The following is a 13,546-nucleotide window of genomic DNA, read 5'->3' on the forward strand; positions in this document are numbered from 1 at the left end:
GGGAGGAATTCGCCGCAGTGCAGGGCTTGCCGCAGCGTCGTGTTGCCGCCGCCGCGCATGACCGGGCCGCCCCGGAAAGGGCGGGCTCCGAACATCACAATCCGATTGACACTGGCAAGTAGGTCGCGATGCGACCCTCACGTGAGTCCGTCCTCCGTATGGTTTGTCCGACACGCCAAGGTGTGATTCACAACACATCGTTCCCGCGCCCGAGGCGGCCGGGGGAAAGGGGCTCACGTGAGTACGCCACATGAGCCGGACGAGCAGCTGGATCGTTCGTCCGAACCCGTGGTCGACAAGCCCGTCGACCACGACGCCGCGGCGCGGCGATACCTCGCCGTGCAGCAGAGCGCGGAGTTTCAGGATCTGCGTACGACGTTCCGCAAGTTCGTCTTCCCCGTGACGGCGTTCTTCCTCGTCTGGTACTTCGTGTACGTCCTGCTGTCGATCTTCGCGCCCAGCTTCATGGGTACCAAGGTGTTCGGCAACATCAACATCGGCCTCCTCATGGGGCTCGGGCAGTTCGTCACGACCTTCGCGATCACGCTCGCGTACTCACGATGGGCCGGGCGTGAGCTCGACCCGCGCGCCGACGCCGTCGGAGCACGACTCGACGGGGAGGCGAGCCACTGATGTTCACCGCACTCATGCCTGCGGCCGACAACACGGTCGGCAACCCGGCGCTCAACATCGGCATCTTCGTGCTGTTCGTCGTCGCGACGCTCGGCATCGTCATCAAGGTCTCCGCCGGCAAGAAGACCGCCGGAGAGATGTACACCGGTGGCGCCGCGTTCTCGGGCAAGCAGAACGGCATCGCCATCGCCGGTGACTACCTCTCGGCAGCCAGCTTCCTCGGCATCGCCGGCGCCATCGCCCTGCAGGGATACGACGGCTTCCTCTACTCCATCGGCTTCCTCGTGGCCTGGCTGGTTGCGCTCCTGCTCGTCGCCGAGCTCATGCGCAACACCGGCCGCTTCACGATGGCCGACGTCCTGAGTTACCGCCTCAAGCAGCGCCCGGTCCGTATGGCCGCTGCGTCGTCGGCGCTCGCCGTGTCGTTCTTCTACCTGCTCGCGCAGATGGCCGGTGCCGGTGGTCTCGTCAGCCTGCTCCTCGGTATCTCGGGCAGCGCAGCGCAGAACATCGTCATCGCCGTCGTCGGCGTCGTCATGGTCATGTACGTCATGATCGGCGGAATGAAGGGCACCACCTGGGTGCAGATGATCAAGGCCGTGCTGCTCATCGCCGCCGCCGCGATCATGACCTTCTGGGTGCTCGGCAAGTACGGCTTCAGCCTCTCCGGCCTCTTCGACGCCGCCGTCAAGGAGAACCCGAAGGCCGGCGAGAAGCTCCTTGAGCCGGGCCTCAAGTACGGCAAGAGCACCACGACGAAGATCGACTTCATCTCGCTGTCGCTCGCGCTCGTGCTCGGTACGGCCGGTCTGCCCCACGTCCTTCAGCGCTTCTACACGGTGCCGACGTCACGCCAGGCCCGTAAGAGCGTCGAGTGGGCCATCTGGCTCATCGGTGGCTTCTACCTGCTGACACTCGTCATCGGTTTCGGCGCCGGCGCACTCGTCGGCCCGGAGAAGATCCACGCCGCACCCGGTAAGGCCAACGCCGCCGCACCGCTGCTCGCGTATGAACTCGGTGGGTCGCCGCTGCTCGGCATCGTCTCCGGCATCGCGTTCGCCACGATCCTCGCCGTCGTCGCCGGTCTGACGATCACGACGTCCGCCACGTTCGCCCACGACCTGTACAACCAGGTGTGGAAGCGCGGCCAGGCGTCGCAGGAGGACGAGGTCAAGGTCGCCCGCATCGCAGCCCTCGTCGGTGGCGCCATCGCCGTCGGTGGCGGCATGCTCGCCAAGGATCAGAACGTCGCGTTCCTCGTCGCCCTCGCCTTCGCCGTCGCGGCGTCCGCGAACCTGCCGACGATCCTCTACTCGCTGTTCTGGAAGCGGTTCAACACGCGCGGCGCGCTGTGGTCGATCTACGGCGGCCTCGGCACCGCTCTCGGCCTCATCATCTTCTCGCCCGTCGTCTCCGGAAAGGTCGACCCGGTCACCGGCAAGAACCTCGCGATGCTTCCCAAGAGCATCGACTTCCAGTGGTTCCCGCTCGACAACCCCGGTCTCATCTCCATCCCCGTCGGTTTCGCGCTCGGCATCATCGGCACGTTGACATCGAAGGAGTACGACGAGGCCAAGCACGCCGAGATGGAGGTTCGCTCCCTCACCGGACACGGCGTCGCGGAGGCCATCGACCACTGACCTGGGGCGCGATCATCTCGCACCCGAGGGCACTCGATGCCTCTACGGCCGACTTCCCACGACGGACCCGGACGCTTGCACGCGTCCGGGTCCGTCGTTCGTCGTCGGGTCGCTGGGGAACTCCCGAGATGGTGACTTCTACGTCGACCGCATCACCGGTTCGGTGCAAAACTCCCAAGATGGTGCGTTCTGCGGTGACGGCATCGCTGGGTCGGTGCAGAACTCCCAACGGTGGGCGTTGATCGGTGCAAGCGGGCGCGCTTGGGCCTCGACGGACGCCGGGGAACAATGTGCGGATGAACGAATCACAGGACGGGCGTCGAACGCCTCGCGGCGCCACGCGTCTCGGCGACCACGTGGGGGGTCACGACGACGCGACACAGGCCCTCCCCGTTCACGATTCGCGCGAGCACTCCGACGGTGGTGGGGACGCACCACGCGGGGCGAGCCTGGGCGATCGTTTCTTCACGGAGAGCGCTGGCGAGATTCCTCGCGTTGACCAGCCACAGGACGCCACTGTTGCCGTACCGCAGAACGCTGCGGCTGACGGACCGGCTCCGCATCGTGTCGACGGCGATCGGGCCGTCGTTCCCGGCCACGAGGTCCCGGGGTCAGCAGTGGACGCGACGGCCTCAGTACCCCAGCAATCCACCAACGCTGTCTCGGCCGGCCAGCACGCCACCGCGCAGAACGGGAACCGACCACGCCTCGACGTCGGCGTCGTGGTCTCCCCGGGCGTGAAGTCGCTGGCCCACGAGACCGTGGGTGACGACATCAGGGCCGAACTGTCGCAGCGATACGGGCAGATCGACTGGAACCTCGTCGTCGTCGATGACCGACTCGAGGAACCGCCCGTCACACCGCTGGACCTCATGGAGACCGCGCGCGATCGGATGCTCGACGAGAACTGGGATCTCGTGCTCGTCCTCACCGACCTGCCGCTCAAGGACGGGCGCCGCGTCGTCCAGACGAAGCTCTCCCCGGTGCACGGTGTCGGCCTCGTCGTCGTGCCGGCCCTGGGCGTGGTGCAGGTTGCCGGGAAGGTCCGCAAGGCGTGTCTGCGCCTCGTCGAGGAGATCCTCGACTTCGACGGCGACGACTCCGTCGATGACATCGTGCGCCGTGCGTGGCAGCGTGCCGAGGACACCGAGGCCCACGAGGGTGAGAACCCCGCGCAGTTCGCGGCGCGCGTCCTCGGCGGCAACGTCGGCGTCCTGCTGGGATTGGTGCGCGCCAACCGTCCGCTGACGCTGGCGCTCCGGCTCACCCAGCTCATCGCCGTGACGGCGGCCGCCGGCGCGCTCATGCTCATCACGCCCGACATCTGGGTGCTGGCGAGCAACTACGGCCCGTTCCGGCTCGGTTTGCTGTCGCTCATCGCGATCGCGGCCGTGACGGCCTCGCTCATCGTCGGCGCACGCCTGTGGGAGAAGCCGCGCCGCCGCGGTGAGCGCGAACAGGTGACCCTGTTCAACGTCGCCACCGTGCTGACGATGACGATCGGCGTGAGCGTGTTCTACTTCGCGGTGTTCGTGCTGGCGCTCGCAGCTGCGTTCCTCCTGCTCGACGCTGCGTCGTTCAAACAGCTCTCGGACCAGGAGTGGGGCGTCTCCCGCATCGTCGACATCGCGTGGATGACGGCGTCGCTCGCGACGCTCGGTGGTGCCGTCGGCGCCGGTCTCGAGGAGGACGACATCACTCGTGCCGCTGCCTATACCCGGGACTCGGACGAAGATTGAGTAACAGAGAGAGGACCAACCAAGACTCTTGTTGACACTTACAAGAGGCTTAATATAGTCTCGTGTCATGAGCGCCCACCAGGACGCCCACACCTAACGCTCAAGGAGTGCGTGTCATGACCACCTACATCACCGTTCCGGTTCCCGAGGAACTCGTTCCCGCTGTCTACCGGCTCATCGCGGAGCACCAGGCGAGCCCGGCAAAGGCCGAGAAGCCTGCGGTGGATGAGCGTGACGACGAAGCCGGCCGCGACTGGTCATTCGACGATCTGCAGCTCATCGCCGACTCGGATGCCCCGTCCGTCCGGAGCTTCGCGGACGTGCTCACACTGCTCGCCGATGCCTCACCGACCTCGATGACGATCGGGGAGATCGGCGAACAGCTCGGCGAGAAGGGCCTCACCCTCCAGAACCGCTTCGGGGCCGTGACGCGCTGGATGCGCGGCCGGGTCGGCGACGACGTGCGTTGGCCCATCCGCACGGCCGGCGGCGTCTGGGCAATGAACGAGCACAACGCCGAGCTGTGGAAGCAGATCCGTTCCTGATCGACAGCAGGGCCGGTCACACCTGAGGTGTGACCGGCCCTGCTGTGTCTCGCGGGATGCTGCTCAGGCGGCGGTGGGCTCGCGGAACGTGAGGTTGAACGCGGCCGGGCGGGTGGCGTCCGCGCAGAGAGTGTCGTACGGCGTGACGGGGGTGATCGCGGCTTCGCGACCAGCGTCCGCCGTCTCGGCGGTCGTGACGACGGTGGGGCTGAACGGGTTGGCACCAGTCATTCGAAAATCCTTCGAGTGGGCTGGGCAGTCGCGGCGTCGCGGGTTCGCGGTACGAGTGGTCCCAGCGGTGATGTGACGTGATCCGAGATCGCGCGGTGCGCGGAAGGGGGATCGTGAGCGGGGCGCTGAGTGCGTCATCGGCTGCTCGCTCTACGAGGAATCAATCACACCAAGCGTCGGCAGCACGATTCGAGGGGGCGCGACGGGGGTGGCGCGTTTGGCCGAAGATGCGTCGAACGTTTGCAGCATCTTCGGCCGAACAAGCCATCCAGCGTCCCGGAAAGGCTCGCTCAGCGTGTGATCGCGTAGGCGAACATGTCCTTCGGTTCGTCGCCCACACGCTGCCAGTTGCGCAGGAGTCCCTCGCGCACGAACCCGCACGTCTCAGCGGCGCGCCAAGAGCCCTCGTTCCACGGCTCGACGAAAAGGTCGAGTCGGGCGATCTCCTCATGTGCCATAGCCCAATCCTTCAGTACCCCAAGGGCTTCCGTGAGCAGACCGCTGCCACGGTGTGAGAGGGAGCCATCCAGTAGCCGGTCGTCGCACGGCCCTCGTTGAGATGCTGGGTCCACAGTCCGATGTGCCCCACTGCCTCGTCGGTTTCGCGCAGCGCGATGGCAAAGGCGTAACCGACGCCCTTGTCGAGACGGCCCTGCTGACGGCGAACGAAAGCCTCGGCATCCGCGAGCGTTCCCGATGCCGGCACACTCGTGATGAGGGGGATGAGTGGATCGTCGGCGACGGACTGGACGACCCCGACGTCGTCCAGTCGCCACGGACGCAGGCGCACCCGCCCAGACTCCGCCGTAGTGACCTTCCGAGGCAGCATGCGACCAGTGTGGCTCGCACGGGTCGTCGGGGCATCCCCTTTGCGGGACGCCGCGGTGGGCTCTCCGTGTCGCAGCTGGAGACTCGTCGCCGTATGGGTCGCTGGGGGTGACGGCGCCCGCACCTTCAAGGCAGGGTGCCCACGCCGGCCGCGCGCCGCCGTTATCAGCCCCTCTGCCAGAAGTCACCCTGTCTGAGGCGCCGCCCACACGGCGTTGCTCCGGCGGCAAGAAGCGCCCTTCTTGCGCGATGGCGGATCTGGATCGTCCAGGTCTGCGGGTGCACGATCAGGGAAACGGAGGAGGTTCACCATGGACGGTCAGCGGCCCGAGGCCACGGGAGTGCACGTGAGTGAGGCGGACGCGCAGCGGCAGGGCATCACGCAGATGACAGGCCTGGAAGCCGAGACGCGCCTTGCCTACGCCCGCTTCGGTGAACGAGAAGCTCGCGGCAATTCTCCTCTCTACGAGGAAGTTTCGGGTGCGATCGCTCGCGACGACACCTTGCTCGCACGCATCGAAACGCTCCCTGCCGCCAAGCGTCAGCCCAACCTCGTGCTCGGTGCGGCGCGCTACCTGAATGCGCCCGAAACCGGCGCGGATGCCTTCGTCACGTGGATGGTCGAACATTGGGACGCCGTCGAGCGCGTCGTCCGTGGGCGCGCCACGCAGACCAACGAAGCCGGACGCTGCGCCACCCTCCTGCCCTTCGTCGTCGGGGCGGCTCAGGGTCGTCCGATCGCTCTCGTCGAGGTGGGTTGCTCGGCGGGGCTGGCGCTCTTCCCCGACCTCTATGCCTACCGCTTCGATGCGGCCGACGGGGTTGCCGATCGCGTCGGTGCGGGTTCGCCTGAACTCGCGACCGCAGTGTCCGGGGCGCAGTTCGACCTCCCGATGGGCCTACCCCTCGTCGCCTGGCGCGGCGGCCTCGACCTCAACCCCCTCGACGTCCTCAGCGATTCCGCGAAGGCGCGCGACAACGCTCGCTGGCTCGAGGCGCTCGTCTGGCCCGGGCAGACGACGCGGGCCGAGCGACTGCGCGGGTGCATCGCCACGGTGCGCGGCCACCTCGGCACGCACCCCGGCGAGCGGCCGGTTGTCGTAAGGGGTGACGTCGTCGACGACCTCGACGAGCTGCTGCGCCAGGTGCCAGACGAGCTTCCTCTCGTGCTGTTCCACTCCGCCGTGCTCGCGTACACCGACGAGGCCACCCGAGCCGAGTTCGCCGACCGGATGCGTGAAATCGCCTCGCGGCCGGGTGGTTTCACGTGGATCAGCAACGAGGGCCCGGGCGTCATGCCAGGCATTGCGGAGACGGTGCCGGAGGGCGTTGAGGTGCCGGCGGGGCGCTTCATTCTTGCGGTCGACGGGGTCGCCCGCGCCCTCGTCGGGCCGCACGGTCAGGCCATCGAGTTCCTCGCTGGGTGAGTGCCAGGTGACCGGCGCCGGCTCGGGACGACCCCAGTTCGTCCCGAGCCAGCGGACGGATCACCGGCCGGCGCCGCCCGTCAGTGCGCGTGGCCCTCGTGTGCTTCCTTGTGGGCCGGCGCCTCGGCGACACCGTCGACTACAGCTATCTCGACCGGAGTGTTCGCGAGCGAGATGCGCTTGGCGACCTTGCCGCTCTCGAGGTCGATGACGACGAGTTCCTTGTTCTCCGCGTCCGTGACGTAGGCCTTGTCGCCGGCGACCTTGATGGCCGGGCCGGGCTCCTGCCAGTCCGCCTTCTCCTTCCAGGGCTTGATCGCGTCGATGCGCTTGGTCACCTTGCCGGTCTCGACGTCGATGACGTTGACCTTGCCGTCGTACGTCAGCACGAGCCCCTCACCCTCCGGGCCGCGCGCAAGGGAGCGGAACCAGTACGACGAGCCCAGCTCGACCGTGGTGAGTGAATCGTTGCGCGAGTCGATGAGCGCCACCTTCGTCGGGTGCTCGGCCTCGGCGTTCTCGTCGTCGATCTTCTTCGTCTTGTGGTCGCCGAGCACGATGGGCGACTCGTGCGAGCCGGCCAGGTTGCCGTTGCGCACGTACCCGCTCACCTTCACCTTGTGGAAGTCGCCGTCGCGGTAGACGACGGGGCCGCTCTCGCAGCCGAACACGGCGACGTCGTCGCCCTCGGAGTGCGGTGCCGCCTCGCCGTGGACGCCCTCGCAGTCGTCGGTGCGGGCGATCTCCTTGCCGTTCTTCGTCGCGACGATGCTCTTGCGCGCGTCCTTCGTGCCTTCGGTGTGCACCATCGTGCCGTCGGGCAGCGCGATGGCGACACCGTGGTGCGGGGCCTTCGTCTTCGCCGTGTGCGGTTCGACGGTCTTCGAGCCGACCTGGTCGGCGTCGAGCGTCTGGATCGTGCCCGCGCCGTCGGAGAACAGCGACACCTTGCCGGCGTGTGGCACGACGTGGCCGGCCTTCGGCGCGGCAAACGTCCGCTCGGCGAGGCCGGGCTCGTACGTGTAGTTGTGCTTGTGGTCGCCGTGCGGATGGCTGCTGATTCCCATGTCGAAGACGCGGAAGACGTCGGCGTCGCTCACCATGATGTGCCGACCGTCCCCGGCGTTCGACAGGCGCAGGAAGCCGGGCTTCTTCGTTTCCTTGAGCGTCTTGCCGGTCTCGGCGTCGAGCAGCGTGAGGCCCTGGTCGTGCGAGAGGAGCACGCGCGGGTTGACGGTGGCGGCCTCCTTCTCGTTGCTGCCGACGGGCGCCGTCGCGGTGGTCGATGACCCGGCGGACGAGGTCGAGTTGCCGCAGGCGGAGAGGGCGACGGCTGCGGTGGCCGTCAGGGCGAGTGCGCGCAGATGCGTTGTGGTGTTCGTGGATGGAACACTAACTCATAATGAAAACCGTTCTCACTCCGGCGGTGATGCCACCTGGCCGCGGAGCGTCCGAAAACGGGTTGGGCAGACTTTCCTGCGGCTGGGCAGTGTCTGTGACGACCCAACGGCAGGAAAGTCTGCCCAGTGAGGAGGTGGCTCAGGCGGGGTCGACGCCGAGCGCCGTCCGCATCGCGCCAACGGCTTCGGCCATGCAGCGGCGTCCGAGATCCGTGGCGAGGATGTTGATGAACGGGTGCACGGCGTCGGTGTGGACCCGCAGGGTGGTGGCGACGCCGGCGCGCTCGAGCATCCGCGCGTAGGCGATGCCCTCGTCACGCAGCGGGTCGAACCCGGCCACCGCGACGTAGGCCGGGGGAAGGCCCGCGGCGACGAGCGCGTCGAGGTCGGTGGCGCGCAGCGGGGAGACGCGGGGGTCGGCGCGCAGAGCGTCGATATCGACGTCGCTGCTCCCACCGAGCGTCGGGCTGCCGGTGAGGTAGGTGGCCTCGTACCAGTCCATGTTGGCGCGGGTGAGGAAGTAGCCGCTGGAGAAGCGCTCGTAGCTGTCGGAGCGCGGCAGCGTGAGGTCGGTGACGGGCACGAAGAGCATCTGCAGGGCGGGCTTGGGGCCACCGTGGCGCGTCGTTTCCTGGGCGACGACGGCGGAGAGGTTGCCGCCCGCGGAGTCGCCCGCCACGGCGATGCGCTCCGGGTCGATGCCGAGGCGTTCGGCGTTGGCGTGGGCCCACCGGAAGGCGGCGACGGCGTCGTCGACCGCGGCGGGGAAGACGTGTTCGGGGGCGCGGCGGTAGTCGACGTTGAGGACGATGACCTCGCCGTCGGCGCACAGGGCGCGGGCCACGGCGTCGTGGGTCTGCGCTGATCCGAGCACCCAGCCGCCGCCGTGGAAGTAGACGACGCAGGGACGGGCTGTGCCGGGAGTGCGGGCGGCGTCGGCGTGCTTGCCCACGACGGTGACGGGGCTGGGGTTCGGGCGGTAGAGGAAAGCCGGGATGTCGCCGTCGGCGCCGTGCGCTGCGCCGTCGATCGTCACCTGTTCGACCGACGCCACGTCGGCGGGTTCGCCTGCGAACATCCAGGATTCGGCGGCAAGGGCGGTGCGGGCGTCGTCGACGGTGCGCTCGTCGAGTTCCTTGCCGCCGACGCGGCCGAGCACCTTGAGGCCGGTCGCGATGTCGGGGTCGAGGGCGCCGCCGTCGACGACGTGTGGGCGCCCTGCGGCGCGTTTGCGCGCCGACTTCGGGAGCGCGAGGAGCGCTTCGAAGGCGCGACGCTCGGCGCGTTCGGCTGCGGAGGGACGGTACGGGGTGGAAGGACGCTCGGCCATGGGTTTCACTGTGCCGGATAGCCTCGGTGCATGTCCTCGAATTCGCTGTTGATCCGGGTTGCCGCCGTCGTCTTTCGGGACGCCGAGGGGCGCGTCTTGACCGTCCGCAAGCGCGGCACGGAGCGGTTCATGCTGCCCGGCGGGAAGCCGGAGGCGGGCGAGGAGTTCATCGACACGGCGGCGCGCGAGGTGGACGAGGAGCTGGGGCTCGACGTCACACCGGACGACCTCGACGCCCTCGGCCGCTTCTCGTCGGACGCCGCCAATGAGCCGGGCCACGCACTGGAGTCGCACGTCTTCACCTACCGCGGCGTCCTGACGCAGGTGCCTGCCGTCGCGGCGGAGATCGACGAGCTGCGCTGGTTCACCGAGGCCGAACTGCGCACCCCGCCGCCCGGCGTCCTGCTGGCGCCAATGCTTCAGTTCAACGCCGTCCCGGCGATTTTCGACTGACCATCCAGAAGCCTCGGGAGATCGCGCAAGGTGCTGATGCGTGGCGACTCGAGATGGGTGTCATGGCGGTCGAGATGAAGCACCTGCAGGCCCACCTCTCGCGGAGCGCGCATGACGACGCCGGCGCGCACACCGCGACAGTAGCGGGTGGCACCGACGTCGTCAGGGTTCTCAGCGCGGAGTCAGGCCTAGGCCTTGACCGCGTCGAGGATGGCCTTGTTGAACGCGGGCAGGTCGTCGGGGTTGCGGCTCGTGATGAGGTTGCCGTCGACGACGACCGTCTCGTCGACCCACTCGCCGCCGGCGTTGCGGATGTCGGTCTGCAGGCTCGGGAACGACGCGAGGCGCTTGCCGCGCACGACGTCGGCCTCGACGAGCACCCACGGTGCGTGACAGATCGCGGCGACCGGCTTGCCCGACGCCACGAAGTTCTTGACGAAGGTGACGGCGTCCTCGTCGAGGCGCAGCGCGTCAGGGTTGGCGACGCCGCCGGGCAGCACGAGCGCGGCGTAGTCGTCGACGTTCGCCTTCGACACCTCGATGTCGACCTTCTGCGTGTCAGCCTTGTCGAGGTGGTTGAACAGCTGGACCTCGCCGCTCTCGGGGGAGAGCAGTTCGGCGGTGAAACCGGCGTCGGTGACGGCCTTCCAGGGCTCGGTCAGCTCGACCTTTTCGATGCCTTCGGATGCGGTGAGAAAAGCGATCTTTGCCATGTCTCCAACGTAATTGGACAGTGCGGGGCACGCCAACGCCCGCACGGGTGGAGTTGCGGGCGGCCGCGGTCGTGCGGGGCGAGCGCTCTGCATCGCGGGCGGGCGGCGCACAATGGCACGGTGAATGCAGACGGTGACGAGACCCCGGAGGCGGCCTACCGCCTCCTTCACGAGCGCGCCGTCGGGCAGCCGCCGACGCCGGGGGAGCGTTCGCTGTCGGCCGCGCAGTACGACTCGGCCCGGGCCGACTACCTTGCAGAGAAGCGCATCGTCGCGAAACCGGGCGTTGCGATCTGGCCGCCGACATCGCAGACCCTCATGAAGCGCCTGGGCAACGGCTCGTGGAGTACGGCCATGACGAGCCTCGGCCTCACGACGAACTCGGGCCGAACCCGTGGAACCGGCTCGTTCAGCGACGACGACTACCGTTCCGCTGTCGCCGAATTCCTTGACGCTGCAGCGGATGGCGACAACCGATCCGTGACGTCGGATTCGTTCGCGCAGTACATCGTGTGGGCGAAGGCGCGCTCGTCCGAAGGTGCGAAACGCCCGAGCGGCGCGGCCGTCCGTCAGCATTTCGGTGGCTGGGAGACAGCGAAAACAGCAGCGCGGGCCTGAGCCGCGTCAGCTGGTGGCCGCCGCCACCGTCTCGAGCACTCCCGGACCGTAGCGGTCGAGCTTTGCGGCGCCCACGCCGCTTATCTTTCCGAGCGCGACGATCGTCGTCGGAGCCGCTGTCGCGATGGCCCGCAGCGTGGCGTCGTGAAACACGACGTACGCGGGCACGCCCTGCTCCTTCGCCGTGGCGGCGCGCCACGCGCGCAGTTGCTCGAACAGTTCCGCCTCGGCGCCCGTCAGATCGGCAGTCGCCTTCGCACTCTTGCCACCACCGGAGCTCGATCGGGTCTTGCGTCGCTCCGGCTCCGTGCGCATCGCGAGCTGACGCTCCCCGCGCAACACCGTGCCCGACGCCTCCGTCAGCCCGAGCATCCCGTAGTCGCCCTCGACGTCGAGCAGGCCCGCCGCCAGCAGTTGCCGAACGACGCCGCGCCACCCACGCTCCTCGAGTTCGGTGCCGATAGCGAATGTCGTGAGGTCGGTGTGGCCGAGTTTCACCACACGCTCTGTCTCGCGCCCGAGCAGGATGTCGATGAGATGGCCTGAGCCGTAACGCTGCCCGCGTCGGTCGAGCCTGACGACCGTCGACAGCAGCTTCTGTGCCGGAATAGTGCCGTCCCACGTCTTCGGCGGTTCGAGGCAGGTGTCGCAGTTGCCGCACGGGCCGGTGCCCGGCTGCCCGAAGTAGGCGAGCAACTGCTCGCGTCGGCAGGTGACGGTCTCGCAGAGCGCCAGCATTGCGTCGAGGTGGCGCCCCAGGTTGCGCTGGTGCGCGGCGTCGCCGTCACTCGTCGCGATCATTTTGCGCTGCTGCACGACGTCGGCGAGCCCGTACGTGAGCCACGCCGTCGACGGCTGGCCATCACGTCCCGCGCGCCCCGTCTCCTGGTAGTAGCCCTCCACCGACTTCGGCAGGTCGAGGTGGGCGACGAACCGCACGTCGGGCTTGTCGATCCCCATGCCGAAGGCGATCGTCGCCACCATGACGAGGCCGTCCTCGCGCAGGAAGCGCGACTGATTGGCCGCGCGCACCTGGCGATCGAGGCCCGCGTGGTACGGCAGGGCCGGGATGCCCTTGCTCTCGAGGAACGCCGCCGTTTTCTCCACCGACGCCCGCGAAAGGCAGTAGACGATGCCGGAGTCTCCCGCGTGCTCCGCCTGCAGGAACGCGAGGAGCTGCTGCTGCGGCGAATCCTTCGCGACGATGCGGTACGTGATGTTCGGCCGGTCGAAGTCGGCAACGAAGTGCCGCGCGTCCTCGAGCTCGAGGCGGGTCGCGATCTCGCGGCGCGTGGCGTCGGTGGCCGTGGCGGTGAGGGCGACGCGCGGCACGCCGGGCCAGCGCTCGTGCAGCATCGACAGCCGCAGGTAATCGGGCCGGAAGTCGTGGCCCCACTGCGACACGCAGTGCGCCTCGTCGATGGCGAACAGGGCGATGCGCGCGTTGTCGAGCAGCCGCTGCGTCTCGGGCACGAGGAGTCGCTCGGGCGCGAGATAGAGCAGGTCGAGCTCGCCCGCGAGGAGGGCCTGCTCGGTGGCCGCCCGCTCGTTGGGCAGCTGCGTCGAGTTGAGAAAGCCGGCGCGCACGCCGAGGGCCGAGAGGGCGTCCACCTGGTCGGCCATGAGCGCGATGAGCGGCGAGATGACGACGCCCGTCCCCTCCCGCACGAGCGAAGGCACCTGGTAGCACAGCGATTTGCCGCCACCGGTCGGCATGAGAACGAGAGCGTCGCGCCCGGCGATGAGCTCGTCGACGACGGCCGCCTGATCACCGCGGAAGTCGTCGTACCCCCACACGCGTTGCAGCACCTCGCGGGCAGCGCTTGGTGCAGCAGGAGGGGTGTTCGCGGCAGGCATGGCGTCGGGCTCGCTCTGGTGGGACATCGCGGCCAGCCTACGGGGGAGCCCCTCGGCGCGCTGGCGCCCGGACGACGCGGATTTCGGTCGCTGCGCTCGCCCCGCGCCCGCACTGCCCCGTCATAGGGTCGA

At 68.5% G+C, this 13,546-nt stretch carries 14 protein-coding genes; 7 read left to right on the plus strand and 7 right to left on the minus strand.

The genetic code is table 11. The features are described from left to right. The first annotated feature begins 288 nt into the window (after window positions 1–288). The 4 genes from EVU97_RS12800 to EVU97_RS12815 all read left to right on the plus strand — a co-directional run bounded on the left by EVU97_RS12800 (window position 289) and on the right by EVU97_RS12815 (window position 4,557). Window positions 289–633, plus strand: coding sequence for a DUF485 domain-containing protein (locus tag EVU97_RS12800; RefSeq protein ID WP_129666410.1), 345 nt, complete (start codon window positions 289–291; stop codon window positions 631–633). Then, entirely contained in the window at window positions 633–2,273 is a 1,641-nt protein-coding gene (locus EVU97_RS12805) for a cation acetate symporter (RefSeq protein WP_129666350.1), read from the plus strand. The genes EVU97_RS12800 and EVU97_RS12805 overlap by 1 nt, the downstream gene beginning before the upstream one ends. A 296-nt stretch (window positions 2,274–2,569) precedes the next feature. After that, window positions 2,570–4,012 carry a hypothetical protein gene (locus EVU97_RS12810; RefSeq protein ID WP_225911172.1) on the plus strand — a complete coding sequence of 481 codons (1,443 nt, stop codon included), beginning with the start codon at window positions 2,570–2,572 and terminating at the stop codon, window positions 4,010–4,012. Window positions 4,013–4,128: 116 nt separating this feature from the next. Beyond that, complete coding sequence (locus tag EVU97_RS12815) at window positions 4,129–4,557, plus strand: hypothetical protein (RefSeq protein ID WP_129666352.1); 429 nt, start codon at window positions 4,129–4,131, stop codon at window positions 4,555–4,557. 63 nt (window positions 4,558–4,620) lie between these two features. Here EVU97_RS12815 and EVU97_RS15030 read toward each other — a convergent pair whose 3' ends face one another. The 3 genes from EVU97_RS15030 to EVU97_RS12820 all read right to left on the minus strand — a co-directional run bounded on the left by EVU97_RS15030 (window position 4,621) and on the right by EVU97_RS12820 (window position 5,617). After that, window positions 4,621–4,788 carry a hypothetical protein gene (locus EVU97_RS15030; RefSeq protein ID WP_165357966.1) on the minus strand — a complete coding sequence of 56 codons (168 nt, stop codon included), beginning with the start codon at window positions 4,786–4,788 and terminating at the stop codon, window positions 4,621–4,623. A gap of 290 nt (window positions 4,789–5,078) precedes the next feature. After that, window positions 5,079–5,246, minus strand: coding sequence for a GNAT family N-acetyltransferase (locus EVU97_RS15300; RefSeq protein ID WP_225911316.1), 168 nt, complete (start codon window positions 5,244–5,246; stop codon window positions 5,079–5,081). A gap of 11 nt (window positions 5,247–5,257) precedes the next feature. Beyond that, on the minus strand, window positions 5,258–5,617 hold the full coding sequence (locus EVU97_RS12820; RefSeq protein WP_225911315.1) for a GNAT family N-acetyltransferase: 360 nt from the start codon (window positions 5,615–5,617) through the stop codon (window positions 5,258–5,260). A gap of 310 nt (window positions 5,618–5,927) precedes the next feature. On the opposite strand from EVU97_RS12820, the gene EVU97_RS12825 reads away from it, so the two are divergent. Continuing rightward, entirely contained in the window at window positions 5,928–7,043 is a 1,116-nt protein-coding gene (locus EVU97_RS12825; protein ID WP_205744917.1) for a DUF2332 domain-containing protein, read from the plus strand. An 80-nt stretch (window positions 7,044–7,123) separates the two neighbouring features. Here the strand turns inward: EVU97_RS12825 and EVU97_RS12830 are convergent, their stop codons facing one another. After that, window positions 7,124–8,266 (minus strand): hypothetical protein, encoded by a 1,143-nt coding sequence (locus EVU97_RS12830; RefSeq protein WP_205744918.1) that lies wholly within the window; start codon window positions 8,264–8,266, stop codon window positions 7,124–7,126. A gap of 316 nt (window positions 8,267–8,582) precedes the next feature. Then, entirely contained in the window at window positions 8,583–9,773 is a 1,191-nt protein-coding gene (locus EVU97_RS12835; RefSeq protein ID WP_118914739.1) for an alpha/beta hydrolase, read from the minus strand. A gap of 30 nt (window positions 9,774–9,803) precedes the next feature. On the opposite strand from EVU97_RS12835, the gene EVU97_RS12840 reads away from it, so the two are divergent. Next, entirely contained in the window at window positions 9,804–10,226 is a 423-nt protein-coding gene (locus EVU97_RS12840; protein ID WP_129666356.1) for an NUDIX domain-containing protein, read from the plus strand. Between the two features lie 188 nt (window positions 10,227–10,414). Here EVU97_RS12840 and EVU97_RS12845 read toward each other — a convergent pair whose 3' ends face one another. Beyond that, a complete protein-coding gene (locus EVU97_RS12845; RefSeq protein ID WP_129666359.1) occupies window positions 10,415–10,939 on the minus strand; it encodes a type 1 glutamine amidotransferase domain-containing protein in 525 nt (174 codons plus the stop codon). Window positions 10,940–11,059: 120 nt separating this feature from the next. Here EVU97_RS12845 and EVU97_RS12850 point away from each other — a divergent pair, with 120 nt between their 5' ends. Continuing rightward, window positions 11,060–11,557 (plus strand): hypothetical protein, encoded by a 498-nt coding sequence (locus EVU97_RS12850; protein ID WP_129666361.1) that lies wholly within the window; start codon window positions 11,060–11,062, stop codon window positions 11,555–11,557. Between the two features lie 6 nt (window positions 11,558–11,563). Here the strand turns inward: EVU97_RS12850 and recQ are convergent, their stop codons facing one another. Continuing rightward, complete coding sequence (gene recQ / locus EVU97_RS12855; RefSeq protein ID WP_370448537.1) at window positions 11,564–13,441, minus strand: DNA helicase RecQ; 1,878 nt, start codon at window positions 13,439–13,441, stop codon at window positions 11,564–11,566. Window positions 13,442–13,546 lie beyond the last annotated feature (105 nt).

The sequence above is a fragment of the Dermacoccus sp. 147Ba genome (assembly GCF_004151355.1).
GTDB lineage: Bacteria > Actinomycetota > Actinomycetes > Actinomycetales > Dermatophilaceae > Dermacoccus > Dermacoccus abyssi.

Excerpts from the sequence above, each read along its gene's own strand:
- EVU97_RS12810 (WP_225911172.1), top strand. The coding sequence starts at position 2,570 with ATGAACGAATCACAGGACGGGCGTCGAACGCCTCGCGGCGCCACGCGT.
- EVU97_RS12815 (WP_129666352.1), top strand. The coding sequence starts at position 4,129 with ATGACCACCTACATCACCGTTCCGGTTCCCGAGGAACTCGTTCCCGCT.
- EVU97_RS12845 (WP_129666359.1), bottom strand. The coding sequence starts at position 10,939 with ATGGCAAAGATCGCTTTTCTCACCGCATCCGAAGGCATCGAAAAGGTC.
- EVU97_RS12805 (WP_129666350.1), top strand. The coding sequence starts at position 633 with ATGTTCACCGCACTCATGCCTGCGGCCGACAACACGGTCGGCAACCCG.
- EVU97_RS15030 (WP_165357966.1), bottom strand. The coding sequence starts at position 4,788 with ATGACTGGTGCCAACCCGTTCAGCCCCACCGTCGTCACGACCGCCGAG.
- EVU97_RS12820 (WP_225911315.1), bottom strand. The coding sequence starts at position 5,617 with ATGCTGCCTCGGAAGGTCACTACGGCGGAGTCTGGGCGGGTGCGCCTG.
- EVU97_RS12825 (WP_205744917.1), top strand. The coding sequence starts at position 5,928 with ATGGACGGTCAGCGGCCCGAGGCCACGGGAGTGCACGTGAGTGAGGCG.
- EVU97_RS12840 (WP_129666356.1), top strand. The coding sequence starts at position 9,804 with ATGTCCTCGAATTCGCTGTTGATCCGGGTTGCCGCCGTCGTCTTTCGG.
- EVU97_RS12835 (WP_118914739.1), bottom strand. The coding sequence starts at position 9,773 with ATGGCCGAGCGTCCTTCCACCCCGTACCGTCCCTCCGCAGCCGAACGC.
- EVU97_RS15300 (WP_225911316.1), bottom strand. The coding sequence starts at position 5,246 with ATGGCACATGAGGAGATCGCCCGACTCGACCTTTTCGTCGAGCCGTGG.
- recQ (WP_370448537.1), bottom strand. The coding sequence starts at position 13,441 with ATGTCCCACCAGAGCGAGCCCGACGCCATGCCTGCCGCGAACACCCCT.